This window comes from Paraclostridium tenue (assembly GCF_039521565.1).
Lineage (GTDB): Bacteria > Bacillota > Clostridia > Peptostreptococcales > Peptostreptococcaceae > Paraclostridium > Paraclostridium tenue.
Genome location: NZ_BAAACP010000019.1, coordinates 18,288 through 39,547 on the forward strand (window position 1 = coordinate 18,288; position 21,260 = coordinate 39,547).

Sequence of the window (21,260 nt, forward strand, 5' to 3'; positions counted from 1 at the left end):
CATGGCTTTTTTGCATCATATGTACTTTATACTATGATGATATCAGAATTATTTAGCATTCGCAACTAAATAATTTATTTTTTTATTAACTTTGCTACACATTCAACATGCATAGTATGAGGGAACATATCAACAGGTTGAACTTCCTCACATATATACCCTCTCTCATTTAAATAAGCTAAATCTCTTGCTAATGTCGAAGGATTACAAGATACATAAACAACTTTATCTGGTTCCATTGAAACTATAGTATCTAAGACAGACTCATCACAACCCTTTCTAGGTGGGTCTACAACCACTACATTTGCTGTTTTACCTTCTTTATATAATTTAGGAACTACTTCTTCTGCTTTTCCTACATAAAACTCAGTATTATCTAAATTATTTAATTTAGCATTTATTTTAGCATCTTTTATAGCATCTTCAACTATCTCTACTCCATAAACTTTTTTAGCTTTTTGAGCTAAAAATAAAGATATAGTACCTATTCCACAATAAATATCAAATACCGTATCATTTTCTTTTAAGTCTGCATATTCTAATGCCTTATTATATAAAACTTCAGTTTGTAGAGGATTTACCTGGAAAAATGATAATGGAGATATTTCAAATACTAATTCTCCTATATAATCATTTATCTTTCCATCTCCATATATAACCTTATTTTCTTTACCTAATATAACATTTGTCTTTTCTCTGTTAGTATTTACAACTAAAGTTTTAAATCCTGGTACATTTTCTTTTAATACAGAAGCTAATTCATTTAGGTATGGTAATTTTTTTCCGTTCGCAACTAATACAACCATAACCTCTTTAGTTTTAAAACCAACCTTAGTTACTAAATGTCTTAATACTCCTGTGTGACTTTTCTCATCATATATACTTACGTTATATGCTTTTATATATGTTTTTATTATCTTTATTATCTTATCATTTACATCATGTTGAATTATACAAGTATCCGTAGAAATTACATCATGACTTTTCTTTTTATAAAATCCTATTACTATCTTATCTTCTAGTTTTTGTATTGGAAACTGAGCTTTGTTTCTATATCTAAAAGGATTCACCATTCCTAATGTAGGATGGATTACAACATCATTTAACTTGCCGATTCTACTTATAGTTTGTTTTACTTCATTAGTTTTAATTTCTAATTGTTTTTCATAGTCTAATTCCTGTATTTGACATCCCCCACAATTAGATAAATGCTCTGCACATTCTCTTTTAACTCTAAATGGTGATTTTTCTATAATTTCAACAATATCTCCAACTGCATAATTTTTTTTAGATTTATTTATTCTTACTTTTAACTTATCTTCAATTAATCCGCCATCTACAAAAACTGTAAATCCATCATGCTTACCAATTCCAACTCCACCTTGTCCTATATCAACAATGTCTACTATATAATCTCTGTCTTTTAATAACATAGGCTTTTCCTCCGAACATAATAATTAAACTACAAAAACTTATTTTACCAAAAAAATAGGAGCTTATAAAGCCCCTATCTTAAATATAGTAACAATTTTAATAATTTATTTATTATAATACTCTAGTTGATCCTCTATATATAACACCTCTAGCTGCATCAACAGTTATAATTTCTCCGTCTTTTACTAACTTTGTTATATCTTTAGCTGAAACAACTACTGGTTTATCTAAGTTTAATCCTACTATGGCTGCATGACATGTCATTCCTCCATCTTCAGTAACTATAGCTCCACATTTTTCTAAATATGCATTCATATCTGCATCAGTCATATGAGTGATTACTATGTCACCTTCTTCAAAATCTATAACTTCATTAGCATTTTCAACTATTCTAACTTTACCTTCTACAGTTTTACTTCCTACACCTATACCATTAGTTATTTCTTCACTTATAACATGTACTTTTATTAGGTTAGTAGTTCCACTAACACCTACAGGAACACCTGCAGTTACAACTACTAATTCTCCATTTTCTAAGTAAGAAGCTTCCTTAGCTGCATTTATAGAATTTTCTACAACTTCATCTGTATTTGTAGCTTCTTTTGCTATTATAGGATATACACCCCAAGTTAAAGCTAGTTTTCTCATAACTTTATCATCATTTGTTGCAGCAATTATTGGACATGCTGGTCTAAACTTAGATACCATTCTTGCTGTATGTCCTGAAGATGTTGATGTTATTATAGCTGATGCATTTAAATCTATTGCAGTAGTACATGTAGCATGACTTATAGCATCTGTAACATTAATATCTGTAAGTTTTTTGTTTTTTAATAATTCGTTATAGTTAAGTGTTTCTTCTGTTCTTTTTGCTATTGTAGCCATTGTTTTAACAGCTTCTACTGGATATTTACCTGCAGCAGTTTCTCCTGATAGCATTATTGCATCTGTTCCATCATATATAGCATTTGCAACATCTGTTACTTCTGCTCTTGTTGGTCTAGGATTTCTTATCATAGAATCTAACATTTGAGTTGCTGTAACAACCGGCTTTCCTAACTCATTACATTTTCTTATCATCATTTTTTGAACTATAGGTATTTCTTCTGTTGGTATTTCAACTCCTAAGTCCCCTCTTGCAATCATTATACCGTCAGAAACTTTTAAAATATCATCGATATTATCTACACCTTCTTGATTTTCTATCTTAGATATTATTTGTACATCTGTTGCATTATTTTTTTCTAATACTTCTCTTATAGATAACACATCTGATGCTTTTCTAACAAATGAAGCTGCTATGTAATCTATTCCTTGAGATATACCAAATTCTATATCTTTTACATCTTTTTCAGTTAATGCTGGTAAATTTATTTTAACTCTAGGAACATTAACCCCTTTGTGATTTTTAACTATTCCAGAATTTTCAACTACACAATGTATTTCTTCTCCTTTAACTTCTTCTACCTTAAGTCCTACTAGTCCATCATCTATTAATATAGTATCTCCAGCAACAACATCTTTAGCAAGACCTTTGTAACTAACTGTACATATATCCTTTGTTCCCATAACATCTTTCATTGTTATAGTAAATTTTTGACCTTCTTCTAATAAAACTTCTGGTGCATCAAAGTTACCAGTTCTTATTTCTGGTCCTTTAGTATCTAATAATATAGCTACTGGCTTATTTAATTTTTCCCTTACTTTTTTAGCCATATCAAATCTTTCTTTATGCTCTTCATGAGATCCATGAGAGAAGTTAAATCTACATACATTTAATCCATTTTCTACAAGCTGAGTTAAAACCTCTTCACTTTGTGATGCTGGTCCTAGTGTACAAATTATTTTAGTCTTTTTTATCCCTTTTAACATGTTAACTCCTCCTAATTTATATAGATAATATTTTTACCATTTCATAAGTTTCATCATCAAATTTTCTTTCCATAGATAAAGCTTCATGTATATCCATGTCAATTATTTTATTATCTTTTATACCAACTACTCTAGCAGATTTACCATCTAATAATAATTCTACAGCACGTACACCCATTTTACTTGCAAGTATTCTATCAAATGCACTTGGGCTTCCACCTCTTTGAACGTGTCCTAGTACTGTTATTCTTAAATCTGCTCCTGTTCTAGCAACTATTTGGTCTCCTAATTCTCTAGCATTGCCAACACCTTCTGCTAAAACTATTATGCTGTGTCTCTTTCCTCTTTTTTGAGTTGTCTTTAATCTTTTACAAACATCGTCAATTTTAAAATCAATTTCAGGTACTATAACGGTTTCAGCACCACCTGCAAGACCTGCATATAAAGCTAAATCTCCGCAATGTCTCCCCATAACTTCAACTATGTTAACCCTTTCATGAGATGAAGAAGTATCCCTTATCTTTCCTATTGCATCTATTATAGTATTCATAGTTGTATCAAATCCTATAGTATAATCTGTATATGGTAAATCGTTATCTATAGTCCCTGGTATTCCTATAGCCGGAAATCCTAATTCACTTAATTTTTGAGCTCCATTAAATGACCCATCTCCACCTATAACAACAAGACAATCTATCTTATATTTTTTAAGTATTTTTACTCCTATAGCTCTTCCTTCTTCTGTCTTAAATTCTTCACATCTAGAAGATTTTAGTATAGTTCCTCCTCTATGTATTATATCTCCAACTGAAGATAAATTCATTTCTTGTATATCTTCTTCTATTAATCCTTTGTATCCTCTATTTATTCCATAAACTTTACATCCATAGTATATAGCAGATCTAACAACAGCTCTTATGGCTGCATTCATACCAGGTGCATCTCCTCCACTAGTTAATATACCTATAGTTTTCATTATATTTACCTCCTAGTTGATTATTATACTTAATCAAACTCAAGGGACTTTTTTTGTCCCTATACTGTTTTTTTATCCCAGTGAAATTAAAAAAATTCAATAGAAGCGAAATTATCTATTTTTTGTTATTATATCATAATTTCGCTATCTTTTTATATAATAAAATTTTAAAATTTGTTAAATTTTTACTTTTATATTAGTTTTAGGTAATATATTTTGCAACTCATTAATTAAATTTTCATTTATATTAACTTTTATGTGATTCCACTTATACATCTGTTTTATGTTTTCTGCATATATATATATATCATTATCACCTTTGTATTTAGTAACCACAGATATTAAATTATTTACTAGATCTTTATTTTCTATAGAATTTATTTTTAAATATAGTGTGGGTTTTTCTTGATTTATATTTTCGTTCATATCAATTATCTCTCTAGCTATAAGTTTTGCATTTTCATCTTCTTTTATACTTAATCTTCCTTTTATATATATAATTTTATCTTCCTGAATTATCGCATTATATTTTTGAAGAACTTGCGGAAATACAATAACTTCTATAACTCCATATAAATCTTCTAGTTCTATTATAGCCATTAAATCATTTCTTTTAGTCGTTCTTATAGTTTTGTTTATTACTATTCCACCCATTGTAACTTCTTTTTCATTTAAGTTTAAATAGCTAACATAATCTTCTTTTATATCATTTAAATCTGCGTTGTTAATTGTAGTATTTTTTTTAAGCTTATCTTTATACTGAGATAAAGGATGACCACTTACATACATACCCAAAACTTCTTTTTCTAGATATAACTTTTCTTTTTCTTCTAACTCTTTTACTTGAGATAATTTGTACATATTTTGTATATCATTATTTATTGATGCATCCATTTCAAATCCATCAAATAGTGATACTTGTCCGACTAAATTTTTCTTTCTATCTAAAGCTATACTTTCTAATAACTTTTCAAAGCCAAGAAGTAAACTTGCTCTGTTATTTCCCATCTCATCAAATGCACCACACTTAATAAGACTTTCAATTATACGTTTATTAGCATCTTTAGAATCTAATCTTTTACAAAATTCATTAAAGTCTTTAAAATCCCCACCATTTTCTCTTTCTGCAATAATATTATTTAATACATTTACTCCTACATTTTTGACTGCTGCTAATCCGAATCTTATATTATTATCTTCAACAGAAAACTTAGTAAAACTCTTATTTATATCTGGTTTTAAAACACCTATTTTTAGGTTATTACATTCTCTTATATACTCTACAACTTTATCTGTATTTCCCATAACACTAGTTATAAGGGCTGCCATAAATTCTACTGGATAGTGAGCTTTTAAATATGCCGTTTCATAAGCTAATACTCCATACGCTGCCGCATGACTTTTGTTAAATGCATATTTTGCAAAGTCTATCATATCATCAAATATCTTGTTTCCAATATCCTCTGGAACTCCATTTCTAACACAACCTGCTATTTCAAGTTCTCCATTGCCATCAAATTTTCCATGAATAAAGTATTGTCTCTCTTTTTCCATTACATCCATTTTCTTTTTACCCATAGCTCTTCTAACTAAATCACTTCGCCCATAACTATATCCACCTAAATCTCTAACGACCTGCATTACCTGCTCTTGATAAACTAAACACCCATACGTAACCTCCATTATAGGTTTTAACTTTTCATGTAAATATTCTACATTTTCAGGGTTATTTTTATTATTAATATAGTTTGGTATAGAATCCATAGGACCTGGTCTATAAAGTGATATACCAGCAACTATATCCTCAAAATTATCTGGTTTTAATTGCTTCATAAAGCTTCTCATACCACCACTTTCCAACTGGAATACTCCTAGTGTATTTCCTGATGAAAGTAATTCATAAACTTTAGGGTCATCATATTCCATACTCGAAAAATCTATTTTTATATTATGATTTTTTTCTATTAAATCTAATGCATCTCTTATAACTGTTAAAGTTCTTAAACCTAAAAAGTCCATCTTCAACAGACCTAACTCCTCCAAAGTTGTCATAGTAAACTGAGTAGTTATTGCATCTTGATGTTTATATAAAGGTACATATTCATCTATTGGCTTTTTAGATATAACAACACCAGCTGCATGTGTAGATGCGTGCCTTAACATTCCTTCTATTTTTCTAGATACATCTATTATTTCTTTCGTTTCATTATCTTCTTCGTATAACTTTCTTAAATTAGGATTTGTATCTAACGCTTTATCTATTGTCATTCCTAATGCAAAAGGTATCTCTTTTGCTATATTGTCTACTTTGTTATAACTTATATCTAAAACTCTACCAACGTCCCTTATTGCAGCCTTTGCTCCCATTGTTCCAAATGTTATTATTTGAGCAACATGATCTTCTCCATATTTACGCTTTACATAATCTATAACTTCTTCTCTTCTTTCATAACAAAAATCTATATCTATATCGGGCATAGATATACGTTCTGGGTTAAGAAATCTTTCAAATAATAAAGAATACTTTATAGGGTCTATATCTGTAATATACAATGTATATGAAACTATAGAACCAGCAGCACTACCTCTTCCTGGCCCAACCATAATTTTATTTTCTCTTGCAAAGTTTATGAAGTCCCACGTTATAAGGAAATACTCTACATACCCCATTTTTTCTATTACACCTAGCTCATATTCTAGCCTATCAAGTATTTCTTGTGATGGATTTTTATATCTTTCTTCTAATCCTTTAAAACATAACATTCTTAAATACTCTCTTGGTGTGTATCCATCAGGAACATCATACTGTGGTAAATGTATCGTATTAAAATCAAATTCTACATTACACATTTGTGCAATCTTAATTGTGTTATCTAAAGCTTCTTGCACATCAGGAAATATTTCTTCCATCTCTTCCCTAGATTTTAAATAAAATTCATCACTACCAAATCTCATTCTAGTCGGGTCATTAACTGTCTTTCCCATTTGTATACACATTAAAATATCATGTATCTTAGAATCTTCTTTCTTAACATAGTGCACATCATTAGTTGCAACTAATCCTACACCTATTTCCTTTGAAAGTCTTATTAACTCTCTATTTACCTCTTTTTGTTCTGGTAAGTTATGATCTTGTATTTCAATATAATAATTATCTTCGCCAAATATTTCTTTATATTTTAATGCTATATTTTTAGCTTTATCATAATTTCTATTCATTAACGCTTGAGAAACATCTCCTGCTAAACAAGCCGATAATGCAATAATCCCTTTACTATGATTTCTTATTTCATCTATATCCACTCTAGGCTTATAGTAAAATCCTTGTACATATGCCTTTGAAACTAACTTTATAAGGTTTTGATATCCTTCCGCATCTTTAGCTAGAAGTATTAAATGCCCCTGAGATTTATCATAATTCGGGTCTTTATCCCTCATACTTCTAGGTGCTGTATAAACCTCACATCCTATTATAGGCTTTATGCCTTCCTTTTTCGCAACTTTAAAGAAATCTATCGCTCCAAACATACAACCATGATCAGTTATTGCAACAGCACTCATATTTAACTCTTTAGCTCTACTTACTAGGTTTTTGACTCTAGAAAAACCATCTAGTAAACTATATTCTGTATGAACATGTAAATGAACAAAATCTTTACTCAAAGACCTCACCTCCTGCTTATAAAAGTAATTTTACCACAATAAACATGTGTTAATCAAAATCCAATATTTATAATTTTAATACTTATTTAAAATAAAAAGAGGCTTAACGCCTCTTATTCATATTTTGCTCTTAAATCATCCGCTATTTGTTCTATTTTTCTTAATCTGTGATTTACAGCTGACTTGCTTAGTTCTGGTTTTGCCATTTCACCTAATTCTTTTAAAGTTAAATCTTCATACTCGATTCTTAGCATAGCTATTTCCCTTAGATTAGGTGGTAAATGATTTAAACCCATTTTTTCTTCAATATATTTTATATTTTCTATTTGTCTAACTGCTGCATTTACAGTCTTTGATAAGTTTGCTGTTTCACAGTTAACAAGTCTATTTACATTATTTCTCATTTCTTTGACTATCTTCGTGCTTTCAAGGCTAAGTAGGGCTTGATGTGCTCCTATAATATTTAATAAATCTGATATCTGTTCACTTTCTTTTAAGTAAACCACATAATTATTTTTTCTAGATACTGTTTTAGAATTAAATCCTAATGAATTTATAAGGTCTTTTAAAGATTCTGCGAATTCTTCATTATTTGTTACAAATTCTAAGTGATAATTTTTTTCAGGATCACTTATAGATCCACCACCTAAAAATGCACCTCTTATAAAAGCTCTAACACACTCATTATCTTTTATAAGATTTTCAGGCACTTTATTCATAGTTAAAAAACCTTCTTCTTCTGATAATATACCTAATTCTCTTAATAAATCTTTAGCACCCATGTCATTAGTTATCATTAATACATAACTACTATTTCTCTTTAACATTTGGTTTTTATTTACTGATATATCTGTATGAATTCCAAAGTTTGATTTTAGTAGTTTAAAGACCTTTCTAGCAGTTGAATTTAATTCTGTACTTATTTTTAAGTTTAATTTCTTATATCCAGCAATCTGTATACTTCCTGATAATCTAACTATTGCAGAAAGTTCGCTTATGTTACAACATTTATTATCCGAGAAAACTCTTGCCAATTCATTTTTTGTTTCTGCTGAAAAAGACATATTCTATCACCTATAGTTAATTCTTCTTTAATCTTTTTTTTATTTCATCTAAAGCTACTTTTATAATTTCCTTTTCATCATCATATCTAGCTAAATCAACAACCCTGTCTAGATGTACAAATTTAGCATCTATGAATCCTTCTTCTTTTTGAGGAATTGTATCCATGCTTCTCGCTTGCATAAGATACCAATAGACTGTTTTGTGAACTGCTCTATTTTCATCCCAGTTTTCTTTAAAGGTATAATGAATTTCACCTAGATACTTTAATATATCAGCTTTAACACCAGTTTCTTCCAAAACTTCTCTAAGAGCTGCGTCTTCTCTATTTTCTCCAATCTCCACTTTGCCTTTAGGTAATACCCAATCTCCATTAAATTTTCTAAGTAAGAGCACTGCATTACCAAATAATACTACGCCCCCGGCACTAACCTCTTCTCTCATTGGTGTTCACTCCTTAAAATAACATAATAATAAGGATTTCTACATAAACTTTTAAAATCCTTTTTTACTTCTCATTATCATAACTATGACTTAGTGCCAAATTGACAACTATATTAGATATATAATCAGCATCATGTCTTATATAGTTGCTCTTTATTTCTACTAAATTACATTCTATCACTTTTATTCCTATATCTTCCAGTGTTTGTTTTTGATTTTTGTCTAATAAAACTTGACTTGCTCCATCTTTGCTATATATATCAAATACAGGCTTAGGTAGTACTTCATTATTAGTTATAACTATATCAATTATATTTTCTCCACAATGTTTATTTATTGCTTTCACGTGATCTAAAACATTGTAGTTATCAGTTTCTCCAGGTTGTGTCATTATATTGGCTATATATATCTTAGGTGCCTTAGATTTTTTTATAGCTTCTACAACACCATCAACTAATAAATTAGGCATTATACTCGTATATAAGCTTCCTGGTCCTATTACAATCTTATCTGCGTCATATATAGATTTAATAACCTCATCTAATGGCTTTGCACCTTCTGGTTCTAATTGAATTTTACTAATACGTGTATTTTGAGATTTTACATGTTTTGGTATATTAGACTCTCCCTTTACTAAATTTCCATTTTCAAGGTGAGCAATTAAATTTATATCTTCAAGTGTTACAGGTAATACTCTACCTGTTATAGCAAATATCTCGCTCATTTTATAAACTGCAGTTTCAAAATTTCCATAAACACCATTCATAGCAGCTAAAAAAAGATTTCCAAAACTTTGACCTTTTAAAACACCGTCTGTAAACCTATACTTCATAACCTCACTCATAGTAGGTTCTATATTTGCTAGGGATAATAAGCAGTTTCTTATGTCTCCGGGAGGTAACATACCTAAATCTTCCCTTAGTACCCCTGAGCCTCCCCCATCATCAGCAACTGTTACTATAGCTGTTATATTAGGAGTATAATGCTTTAATCCTCTTAAAAAAACTGACTGTCCAGTTCCGCCTCCTATTACAACAACTTTAGATTTTTCTTTTTCTATTGAGTCATTTTTTATAGTTTTAGTATTGTCTTCTTTTTTCATCTTAAGATATATCAATATTGATATTAATAAAATCCACCCTACTACCCCTATAAAAATCATTACTGATGTCATAATTCCCTCCATATTTTATCTAAGAGTGTAATCTCTATGTTTTTTTACAACTCTATAACCCTTTTTAATTAATTCATCATATATTAAATTAGAAATTGTTACAGATCTATGTCGCCCACCTGTACATCCAATGGCAATAACTAGATGACTTTTTCCTTCTTCAATGTACTGAGGTATTAAAAATTCAATCATATCTTTTAATTTAGCAAAAAATTCTTTACTAACTTCTGAATCCATTACATAGTCTCTTACTTCTTGATCATCTCCTGTTTTAGGTCTTAAATCTTCTATATAATATGGATTAGGTAAAAATCTAACATCAAATACTAAGTCTGCATCTATAGGAATTCCATGCTTAAAACCAAATGACACTATAGATATTGTAAGTTTAGGATTTTCTTCTCCTTCTAAGTATAACCTACTTATCTCTTCCTTTAAATCCCTAGGCTTCATATTACTAGTATCTATTATACTATCAGCTTTTTCTCTTAAAGTTTGTAATATTGCTCTTTCTTCTTTTATACCTTCCGTTATTTGTGTAGATTTAGCTAGAGGATGATTTCTTCTAGTCATTTTATATCTCTTAACCAAAACATCATCTGCACAATCTAAAAATAACACTTCATATTTATAATCTTCTTTTTCTAAATAACTTAAGCTTTCATGTAAAGTTTCAAAAAATTCTCTACCTCTTATATCTATACCTAAAGCTACCTTATCTATATTTGAATTTCCTTGATAACATAATTCTGCAAATTTTGTTATAAGAGTTGGAGGTAAATTATCTATACAATAAAATCCAATATCTTCTAAAGATTTCATAGCTTCACTTTTACCAGATCCAGATAATCCTGTTACTATTATAAACCTCATATTATATCCCCCTCACTTAAAGTTTAATATTTTTTATAAGATTAAAATCTAATTCTGCTTCTTTAGCTATCTTTATAGCTTTATCAAAATTTCCAACATGCTCTGGTCTATGTGCATCAGAGCCTATCATAAATTTGGCACCTGTATCTTTTATTTTTTTTAATTGTTCACTATTTAAATACCCATGATGAGAATTTATTTCTAAAAATGTATTATTTTTTACTGCTACTTTAGCAATTTCTTCTATATATACATCTCCCTTATCTCCTGGGTGTGTTACTATAAAAAGATTATTATTTTTTATAGCATTTACTACAGCATTAGTGTTATAGTCCTTACAATGTTTTTTAAACTTTAGATAATTAAATGCATGATTAAGTGCACTTTTGATAGATGAAGGCATTGATCCAAAATGATAACCAGCCATTGTATAATCTAACATAGTCAATATTTTTTCATCTATATCTATATTTCCTTTATCATCTAATATATTACACTCCATACCTAATAAAATTTCTATATCTTTATATTTTTCATTAAGCATATCTATTTCTTCTCTCATTTTAGCTATACTATCATATTTTACTCCATACGCAATATGCTTATAACCATGATCTGATATGCCTATTTTTTTTATATTCTTTTGAATAGCTACTTTTACATTATCTTCGATAGTTCCTTTTCCGTGACTATACACAGTATGTGTATGATAATCAGCTATTATTTCCATAATATTATTCATCTCCTAGTATCTTGACTTCCTCTTCTAACATAACTCCAAACTTAGAATATACTGTGCTTTTAACTACATCTATTAAATCTAATATATCCTTAGCTTTTGCATTTCCAAGATTAACTACAAACCCCGCATGTTTATCTGAAACTTGAGCTTTCCCTAATGTCAATCCCTTCAATCCACTATCCTCTATTAATTTAGCTGCAAAATGACCTTCCGGTCTTTTGAATGTACTTCCTGCACTAGGTAAATTTAGAGGTTGTTTTGTAACTCTACTCTTTGTTAATTCTCTCATATAGTTTTTTATTTCATCATAGTTGCCTTCTTGTAACTCAAATACGGCTGATAAAACTATATAATCTTTTTTACTTAATATACTTTTTCTATATCCAAATTCCATTTCCTCATTTTTTAACTCAAATATATTTCCTTCTTCATCCATTAATCTTACAGATTTAATTATATCCTTCATTTCACCACCATAAGCTCCTGCATTCATAGCTATAGCTCCACCTAGTGTACCAGGTATTCCGGCTGCAAATTCAAACCCAGTTAAATTGTTATTTAATACTGCTCTTCCCATAAGTGAAAGTAAAGCTCCAGATTGAGCAAATACAGTTTTATCTTTTACTTCAAAGTTATTAAAGTTATCGGATATTTTTATAACTACCCCTCTAATTCCTCCATCCTTAACTAAAAGATTTGATCCATTCCCAACTACTATATAAGGTATGTTTTCACTCTTTAATAAAGTTATTAACTTTTTTATTTGTTCTTCATTTTTAGGCTTAACCAAAAAATCAGCAGGACCTCCAACTTTGAATGATATGTGTTTTTTCATAGGCTCATCTAAAAAAATTTCTTCTTTATCTAATATATCTAATAAACTTTTATATATAAATTTCTTATCCATTATATTTCCTCCTAATCAATGTCATTTATTCACTTTATAAATTATTTATTTACTTTAAAATTATACATATACTATAATAATGTATTAAAACCAAAATAACAATATACAAACACCTTGAAAAAAGCCTAAAAAACGTTGATATAACTATCAACGTTTTTTTATTATATATTTAGTTTATTTTATCTTTACTCACATAACAATTATAATATATATAAGGTATTAAAATTGCACCTCCAATTATATTTCCAAGTGTTACAGTTACCAAATTAAATATTAATTGGTAAATACTTATATCAGCACCTAAAATCATTCCCATAGGAACAAAAAACATATTTGCTATACTATGTTCAAAACCACATAGTACAAATAGCATAATAGGAAACCAACATGCAAATATCTTAGAAATTATATCTTTTCCAGCAGTTGCAAACCAAACTGCTAAAACAACAAGAATATTACACAGTATCCCTCTTAAAAAAGCTTGAATAAAATCTAATGACGCTTTATTTTCTGCAATATTAATAGCTTTAATAGCTGCATCTTGACTTAAAATCCCACTAAAATAAATAAAATTTACAAGAATTATAGCTCCTATAAAATTAGCCAAATACACAAATCCCCAGTTTCTTAACATCTGCTTAATTGTAATTTTTTTGTCCATAAGGGCTATTGTCATAAGATTATTACCTGTAAATAACTCTGCTCCACAAACAACAACTAACATAAGTCCTACTGGAAATACACAAGCACCAGCAAATTTAGATAAGCCAATATCTGATACAGTTTGACTTATTAATATATTTCCTAGCCCTCCTAATCCTATAAATAATCCTGCTAAAATCCCAAGAAGTATCATTTTCTTTGTAGATAAGTGAGCTTTTTTTATCCCGGACTCTATAGTAGCCTTAGTTATCTCTACAGGTGTAAGAAAGTTTATATACATGTTATTTCCTCCCAACTATTTTTACTTAATTATATGAATCTAAATTAAATTAATTGACTCAAATCCATTAGAATACGTTTACTTAGTTTGATTTTTTGAGTAATTAAAATAGTATGTTTTTTGTATGTCGTTTTTTGTATACAAAATGTATATTTTGTTGTATACTTATTAACGGTGTATATAAATGATAAATTTTTGACTAAATTGTATATTATTTTACGGGAGGAATTATAAATGAGTGACAAAAAAATGCTTACACCTGCTGAAGTGGCTGAGTACACATTAAATGCAGGTATCAAAAAAGCAACAACTCCAACTAAAAAAGTTTTAGTATCTGCATTCTTAGCTGGAATGTATATAGCTTTAGGTGCTTTAGGTTCTATTGCAGCATCTTATAACCTATTAGCTAATCCTGCTACTTATGGATTAGGAAAAATGGTAGCTGGACTTATGTTCCCTGCTGGTCTTGTACTTATTTTAATTGCAGGTGGAGATTTATTTACAAGTAACATACTTATAACTTTAGCAGCTCTTAAGAAAAAAGTTTCTTGGGGACAAGCTGGTAAAAACTGGGCTTTAGTTTGGATAGGAAACTTAATAGGTGCAGCATTTGCTGCTGCTTTAGTTGCTAACTCTGGTGTATTTGATTGGAGTAATGGTTTATACGGTGGTGTTGTTATAAAAAATGCTGTTGGGAAAACAAATATAGGATTTATGGCTGCTGTAGCTTCAGGTGTAGTATGTAACTTATTAGTTTGTGCTACTGTATGGGCATCATATGCTGCTAAAAATGTTTCAGGAAAAGTAATCATGGGTTGGTTAGGTATATTCGTATTCGTATGTATCGGAGTTGAACACGTTGTTGCAAACATGGGATACTTATTAGCTGGTTTAATGGTTAAATTAAATCCAATGTATTTAGAAGCTGCTCATAAAACTTTAGCTGATGTTGCTAACTTAAATATAGGAAATATATTATTACACAACTTCTTACCTGTTACTATAGGTAATATATTAGGTGGTATGATAATAGCAGGTTCTTATTACTTCTTATTTATGAGTAAAAATGAAAAATAATAATTAAATATAAATGTATTAAACCCTCTTATTTTTAATAAGAGGGTTTTTATATAGAGAAAAATATTCCTTTTTGTTATAATTAATATAATTATTTGTTTGATAAAAATATATTTGCGAGGGGGCGATTAATATTTTATCTGAAATTTTTTCATACCAATTTGCAGTTACTGCTATATATATAATTAACTTTTTAGTCATGCTAAATCTTATATTTAGAGAACGAAGAAGTATAGATTCTACAGTTGCATGGATTTTAATACTAACAATAGTTCCTGCTGCAGGATTTGTTTTATACATAGTATTTGGTAGACGTATGAATAAATACAATATGTTTAAATTAAAAAAAGAGGAAGATGAAAAACTAAAAAGTAGAATGTTAGATTCTAGTGATTTCTTACAATACTCAGAAAAATTTGAACCTAGTATAGTTGAACATAAGGATATGATTTATTCTTTAGCTACTTTAAATAGCTCACCATATACTACAAATAACAAAGTTTCCATTTATACTGATGGTAATGAGTTTTTTGATGAGCTTAAATTACAACTAAAAAAAGCTAAAAAATATATTCATATTGAATTTTATATTTTCAAAGATGACGAAATTGGTAATGAAATTTTAGACATTCTTATTAATAAAATCTCTGAAGGTGTAGAGGTTAGACTTTTATATGATACAGTTGGAAGTAGACTACTATCTGAAAAAGGGATTCAAAGATTTAAAAAAGCAGGGGGAAAGATTGGCGGTTTCTTCCCTTCATTTCTAAAAATTATAAACTTCAATCTAAATTATAGAAATCACCGTAAAATTGTTGTAATAGATGGTGAAGTTGGATTCGTCGGAGGATTTAATGTTGGAGATGAATATTTAGGCAAAGACCCTAAATTTGGTTATTGGAGAGATACTCACACTAAAATCACAGGCTCTGCTGTTAATGATTTAAACCTTAGATTTATGATGGATTGGAGATATACAACTCGTGAAGATATTAATTTTACAAAATATCTAAATGATGATATAAATCCTTATAATGGAAATACAGGTATTCAAATTGTGTCTAGTGGACCTGATTTATCAGAGATAGATGAAATAAAGTATGGATATCTTAAAATGATTCAAAAATCTAGAAAGTACATATATATTCAATCACCATATCTTATATTAGATAGTTCGCTACTTGATGCCCTTAAAATAGCTTGTTTATCAGGCGTAGATGTTAGAATTATGATTCCATCTAAACCTGATCATCCTTTCGTTTATTGGGCTTCATATTCATATGCAGGAGAACTTTTAAAATTTGGTGCTAAAATTTATACTTATGATAAAAATGCTTTTTTACATTCTAAAACAGTAGTTATGGATGATTCTATTTGTTCAATAGGTACTGCTAATATGGATATACGTAGTTTTGAACTTAACTTTGAAGTAAATGCATTTATGTATTGTCCTGATATAGCAATAAAACAAAAACAAATTTTTGAAGCTGACATAAAAAAATGTGTTCAAGTTACTCAAGAAATTTATGATAATAGATCTCAAATAATAAAATTTAAAGAGTCTATATCAAGGCTTTTATCACCTGTTTTATAAATTATTTTTTAAATACCTCAAGTAATAATATTATTACTTGAGGTATTTTTTTAAGTTTTTTTATAAATGTTAATATTTTATTTTTTGAAAATTTAGTAAACTTCCAAAAATATTTAAAATAAATAAGTTATAATATTAATAAGATGATAAATATAATGATAATAGATTATAAAATTTTATATTCAATATAAGGAGGTTGTATATGTGTAATTGTTCTCAATGTAATAACAAATTATTTGAAGAATTAGATGAATTTATCGATGCTCTTCCAACTAAAAAGGGTGCATTAATTCAAGTCCTACATCATGCTCAAGGTTTATTTGGATACTTACCTAAAGAAGTTCAGCTTCATATCTCAAAAAAATTAGATGTTTCGCCTGCTAAAGTTTACGGAGTCGTAAGTTTCTATTCTTACTTTACTACTGAACAAAAAGGTAAATATAAAATAAGTGTTTGCTTAGGAACTGTATGTTTTGTCAAAGGTGCTGATAAAATACTTGCTGAATTTGAAAAACAATTAGGTATAAAATCTGGAGAAACAACACCTGATCTTAAATATTCTCTTGAAGGTTTAAGATGTGTTGGAGCCTGTGGTTTAGCTCCAGTAGTTGTTGTAAATGGAAAAGTCTATGGACAAGTTACAGTTAATCAAGTAAAAGATATCCTAGATGAATATAACCAAATAGAAGCTACTTGTTAATATAAAAAAGGGGGGGAATATATGAATAAAATAAAATCATTTGTCGAGCTTAAAGATCTAATTGATAAATTAAAACCAAATCTATATTTAAGAGATAGTAACTGCCAAGAAAAAAATAAAAAAGAATTATTAGTTTGTGGAGATACTGGATGTAGATCCGCAAATAGTTTACCTATAATCGATAGTCTAAAAAAAGAAATTAAAAATGCAGGACTTGAAGATTTTGTATCTGTTTCTTTGACAGGCTGTTTTGGATTCTGCGCTCAAGGACCAATAATTAGGGTTTGTCCCGATGATATTTTTTACATAAAAGTATCAGCTGATGATGCAAAAGAGATTGTACAAGAACATTTAGTTAATGGTAATTTAGTTGATAGATTATTATTTTTAGAAGCCTCTGAAAGAAAAAAAGTTTCTAAACTAGAGGATATGTCATTCTATAAGCAACAAATGCGTATAGCTCTTCATAAGTGTGGTTATATGAACCCTGAAAAAGTTGAAGATTATATAGCTAATAATGGTTATGCTAATCTTAGTAAATGTCTAACTGAACTTTCTCCTGAAGAAGTTATAAAAGAAGTAAAACTTTCAGGATTAAGAGGTAGAGGTGGCGCAGGATTCCCAACAGGTATAAAGTGGGAAGCTACTAGAAATTCAAAATCTAACCAAAAATATGTTGTTTGTAATGCTGATGAGGGTGACCCAGGTGCATTTATGGATAGATCTATACTTGAAGGATGTCCTCATAAAGTACTTGAGGCAATGGCGATTTGTGGATATGCTGTTGGCGCAGACATTGGTTATATTTACATAAGAGCTGAATATCCTCTGGCTATAGAAAGATTAAATCTAGCTATCAGTCAAGCTGAAAAACTAGGATTATTAGGGGAAAATATATTAGGTACTGGATTTAACTTTAAAATAGAACTTAAATATGGTGCAGGAGCTTTTGTTTGTGGTGAAGGCACTGCTCTAATGCGTTCAATAGAAGGTAATCGTGGTGAACCTCGTATGAAAACTTATAGCTCAACTAAAAAAGGCCTTTGGGATGTACCTACATGTTCAAATAATGTTGAAACTTTTGCAAATATACCTCCAATAATAGAAAATGGTGGTCAATGGTATAGAAATATTGGAACTGAAAATTCATCAGGTACTAAAGTATTCGCATTAGGTGGAAAAATTAATAATGTTGGTCTTGTTGAAATACCTATGGGAACTACATTAAAAGATATTGTTTATAACATAGGTGGAGGCATTCCAGATAACAAAAAATTCAAAGCAGTTTTAACTGGAGGTCCATCTGGCGGATGTATTCCTGTTGATCATCTTGATACGCCTATAGATTTTGATAATTTAAGCCATCTTGGTTCTATGATGGGTTCGGGTGGTATGCTTGTTTTAGATGAAACAGATTGTATGGTAGATATAGCTAAATTCTTCTTAGAATTTACAGTTGAAGAGTCATGTGGTAAATGTACTCCTTGTCGTGTAGGAAATAAACGTTTACTTGAAATATTAACAAAAATAACAGATGGCAAAGGTTGTGAACAAGATTTATTAGACTTAGAAAATCTTTCTAAAACTATAGCTACTACATCTTTATGTGGTCTAGGCAAATCAGCACCTAATCCAGTTTTAAGTACTCTTAATTATTTTTATGATGAATATAAAGCTCATGTTGTCGATAAAAAGTGCCCTTCTGGTAAATGTCAGGCACTATTAAACTTTGTTATAACAGATAATTGTATAGGTTGTACAAAATGTTCTAGAATTTGTCCTGCAGGATGCATATCTGGAAATGTTAAAGAAAAACATAAAATTGATGCAACTAAGTGTTTAAAATGTGGTTCTTGTATGGATAACTGTAAGTTTAATGCAATAATTAAGAAATAAGGGGGATAATCAATGAGTTTAGTTAACTTAACTATAAACGGTAAAGCAGTATCTGTTGAGAACGAAACTACAATCCTTGATGCTGCTAAAAAACTAAATATTAAAATTCCAACACTTTGTCATCTTCATATGGACGAAATAAATATGAATAATAAATGTGCATCTTGTCGTATATGTATGGTTGATACAAAAAAAGGATTAGTTCCAGCTTGTGCAACGAATGTACGTGAAGGTATGGAAGTTCAAACTAATACACCTCGTGCTCTGAATGCTCGTAAAACAGTAGTCGAACTTTTATTATCAGACCATCCTCAAGACTGCCTTGTTTGTGAGAAAAATGGTAATTGTGAACTTCAAACTATAGCTCAAGATTTAGGAGTAAGAGGAATAACTTATAAAGGCGAAAAAAACAATTTTGGAATAGACAAATCAAGTAATTCTATAATTAAAGATCATAATAAATGCATACTTTGCAGAAGATGTGAAACAATGTGCACAGAAATACAAAAAGTAGGAGTTTTATCTGGTGTTAATCGTGGTTTTGAAACAATGGTATCTACTTTTTTTAATGAAGATATCGATAAAACTAACTGTTCTTTCTGTGGTCAATGTGTAGCAGTATGCCCTACTGGAGCATTAACAGAAGTTAATAATACAGGATTAGTTTGGGATGAACTTAATAAAGTTGATAAAACAGTTGTTGTCCAAGTTGCCCCTGCTGTTAGAGTTGCTTTAGGCGAAGAATTTGGATTAAACCCAGGCGAAATTACCACTGGAAAAATTGTATCAGCTCTTAAACTGTTAGGCTTTAAGTATGTTTTTGATACTAATTTTGCAGCTGATATAACTATTCTTGAAGAAGCTTCTGAATTTATTCATAGATTAAAAGAAGGTAAAAACTTGCCAATTTTAACTAGTTGTTGTCCAGCTTGGGTAAATTATTTAGAACATCACTACCCTACTCTGTTAAACTTAGTTTCTAGCTGTAAATCTCCTCAAAATATGTTTGGTTCCATAGCTAAAAATTACTTTTCTTCAAAAATTGGAATAAAGCCAAAAGATATTACTGTTGTTTCTGTAATGCCTTGTATAGCTAAAAAATATGAAATATCTCGAGAAGAATTAGGAAATAATGATTTCTTTGATGTTGATGTATCCATCACTACTAGAGAACTATCTAAGATGATTAAGCAAGCAGGTATAGATTTCCTTAATTTAGATGATGAACCTTTTGATAATCCAATGGGCGAATCAACTGGTGCTGCTAATATATTTGGTGCTACTGGTGGTGTTTTAGAAGCTGCTCTTCGTACATCTTATGAGTGGCTTACTAATGAAAATTTAGAAAACATTGATTTTAAATCAGTTAGAGGTATTGATGGAATAAAAGAATTTAAAGTAAATATAGGTAGCACAATTATAAATGCCTGTGCTGTTAATGGCTTAGGAAATGCTAAAAAAGTAATGGATGAAGTCAAATCAGGAAAATCTAATTATCATATAATTGAAGTTATGGCCTGTCCAGGAGGTTGTGTAGCTGGTGGAGGCCAGCCTTACCACTATGGAGATTATGATAAGATAAAAGCGCGTTCTAATGCTCTTTATCATATTGATAAGCATTCAGAAGTACGTAAACCTCATAAAAACCCTTCTGTAAATAACCTATATAGTGAATTTTTAGGTGAACCTTATGGCGACTTAGCTCACAGATATCTTCATACTTATTATTTTGACAAAAGTAATTTCTTTGAGTGCGAAGAAAATTTAGCAGAAGCTACTGAATAATTAAAAAGGTGTGACAAACATAAAATGGATCCTATATAGTGGACACGAGAAAAAGCGTGTCTATCTATGTAGGATCTTTTTTTATAAAATATTAACTGAGGAGTGATTAAAATATGAC

General features: G+C 29.5%; 16 protein-coding genes. 5 read left to right on the forward strand and 11 right to left on the reverse strand.

Annotated elements, in window-relative coordinates; genetic code table 11:
* Positions 1-74: 74 nt before the first annotated feature.
* The 11 genes from rlmD to ABFX13_RS12565 form a co-directional block, all read right to left on the reverse strand.
* Positions 75-1,433 carry a 23S rRNA (uracil(1939)-C(5))-methyltransferase RlmD gene (gene rlmD, locus ABFX13_RS12515; protein ID WP_346046530.1) on the reverse strand — a complete coding sequence of 453 codons (1,359 nt, stop codon included), beginning with the start codon at positions 1,431-1,433 and terminating at the stop codon, positions 75-77.
* 112 nt (positions 1,434-1,545) lie between these two features.
* The gene (gene pyk, locus ABFX13_RS12520) at positions 1,546-3,306 is read right to left on the reverse strand and encodes a pyruvate kinase (RefSeq protein WP_346046532.1); all 1,761 of its coding nucleotides are present in this window, start codon (positions 3,304-3,306) and stop codon (positions 1,546-1,548) included.
* 16 nt (positions 3,307-3,322) lie between these two features.
* A complete protein-coding gene (gene pfkA, locus ABFX13_RS12525; protein WP_147546874.1) occupies positions 3,323-4,282 on the reverse strand; it encodes a 6-phosphofructokinase in 960 nt (319 codons plus the stop codon).
* Positions 4,283-4,459: 177 nt separating this feature from the next.
* Complete coding sequence (locus ABFX13_RS12530; protein ID WP_346046536.1) at positions 4,460-7,945, reverse strand: DNA polymerase III subunit alpha; 3,486 nt, start codon at positions 7,943-7,945, stop codon at positions 4,460-4,462.
* A 113-nt stretch (positions 7,946-8,058) separates the two neighbouring features.
* Positions 8,059-9,009 carry a DNA-binding protein WhiA gene (gene whiA, locus ABFX13_RS12535; protein ID WP_346046538.1) on the reverse strand — a complete coding sequence of 317 codons (951 nt, stop codon included), beginning with the start codon at positions 9,007-9,009 and terminating at the stop codon, positions 8,059-8,061.
* 16 nt (positions 9,010-9,025) lie between these two features.
* On the reverse strand, positions 9,026-9,451 hold the full coding sequence (locus ABFX13_RS12540) for an NUDIX hydrolase (protein WP_147546881.1): 426 nt from the start codon (positions 9,449-9,451) through the stop codon (positions 9,026-9,028).
* Positions 9,452-9,515: 64 nt separating this feature from the next.
* Complete coding sequence (locus tag ABFX13_RS12545; protein ID WP_346046541.1) at positions 9,516-10,625, reverse strand: gluconeogenesis factor YvcK family protein; 1,110 nt, start codon at positions 10,623-10,625, stop codon at positions 9,516-9,518.
* 15 nt (positions 10,626-10,640) lie between these two features.
* Positions 10,641-11,498, reverse strand: a complete 858-nt coding sequence (gene rapZ, locus ABFX13_RS12550; RefSeq protein WP_346046543.1) for an RNase adapter RapZ — start codon at positions 11,496-11,498, stop codon at positions 10,641-10,643.
* Positions 11,499-11,514: 16 nt separating this feature from the next.
* Positions 11,515-12,228, reverse strand: a complete 714-nt coding sequence (locus tag ABFX13_RS12555) for a PHP domain-containing protein (RefSeq protein ID WP_346046545.1) — start codon at positions 12,226-12,228, stop codon at positions 11,515-11,517.
* A 4-nt stretch (positions 12,229-12,232) separates the two neighbouring features.
* On the reverse strand, positions 12,233-13,147 hold the full coding sequence (gene murB, locus ABFX13_RS12560; protein WP_346046547.1) for a UDP-N-acetylmuramate dehydrogenase: 915 nt from the start codon (positions 13,145-13,147) through the stop codon (positions 12,233-12,235).
* Between the two features lie 169 nt (positions 13,148-13,316).
* Positions 13,317-14,090: a formate/nitrite transporter family protein gene (locus ABFX13_RS12565; RefSeq protein ID WP_346046549.1), complete on the reverse strand. Its 774-nt coding sequence runs from the start codon at positions 14,088-14,090 to the stop codon at positions 13,317-13,319.
* A 234-nt stretch (positions 14,091-14,324) separates the two neighbouring features.
* Between ABFX13_RS12565 and ABFX13_RS12570 the strand changes: the two genes are divergently transcribed.
* The 5 genes from ABFX13_RS12570 to ABFX13_RS12590 all read left to right on the forward strand — a co-directional run bounded on the left by ABFX13_RS12570 (position 14,325) and on the right by ABFX13_RS12590 (position 21,142).
* The gene (locus ABFX13_RS12570) at positions 14,325-15,167 is read left to right on the forward strand and encodes a formate/nitrite transporter family protein (protein WP_147546894.1); all 843 of its coding nucleotides are present in this window, start codon (positions 14,325-14,327) and stop codon (positions 15,165-15,167) included.
* 175 nt (positions 15,168-15,342) lie between these two features.
* Positions 15,343-16,761, forward strand: coding sequence for a cardiolipin synthase (cls, locus tag ABFX13_RS12575; protein ID WP_346046560.1), 1,419 nt, complete (start codon positions 15,343-15,345; stop codon positions 16,759-16,761).
* A gap of 202 nt (positions 16,762-16,963) precedes the next feature.
* The gene (locus tag ABFX13_RS12580; RefSeq protein ID WP_346046552.1) at positions 16,964-17,461 is read left to right on the forward strand and encodes an NADH-quinone oxidoreductase subunit NuoE family protein; all 498 of its coding nucleotides are present in this window, start codon (positions 16,964-16,966) and stop codon (positions 17,459-17,461) included.
* A gap of 21 nt (positions 17,462-17,482) precedes the next feature.
* Positions 17,483-19,357, forward strand: coding sequence for an NADH-ubiquinone oxidoreductase-F iron-sulfur binding region domain-containing protein (locus tag ABFX13_RS12585; protein ID WP_346046556.1), 1,875 nt, complete (start codon positions 17,483-17,485; stop codon positions 19,355-19,357).
* Between the two features lie 12 nt (positions 19,358-19,369).
* Positions 19,370-21,142: an NADH-dependent [FeFe] hydrogenase, group A6 gene (locus ABFX13_RS12590; protein WP_346046558.1), complete on the forward strand. Its 1,773-nt coding sequence runs from the start codon at positions 19,370-19,372 to the stop codon at positions 21,140-21,142.
* The last annotated feature ends 118 nt before the right edge of the window (positions 21,143-21,260 follow it).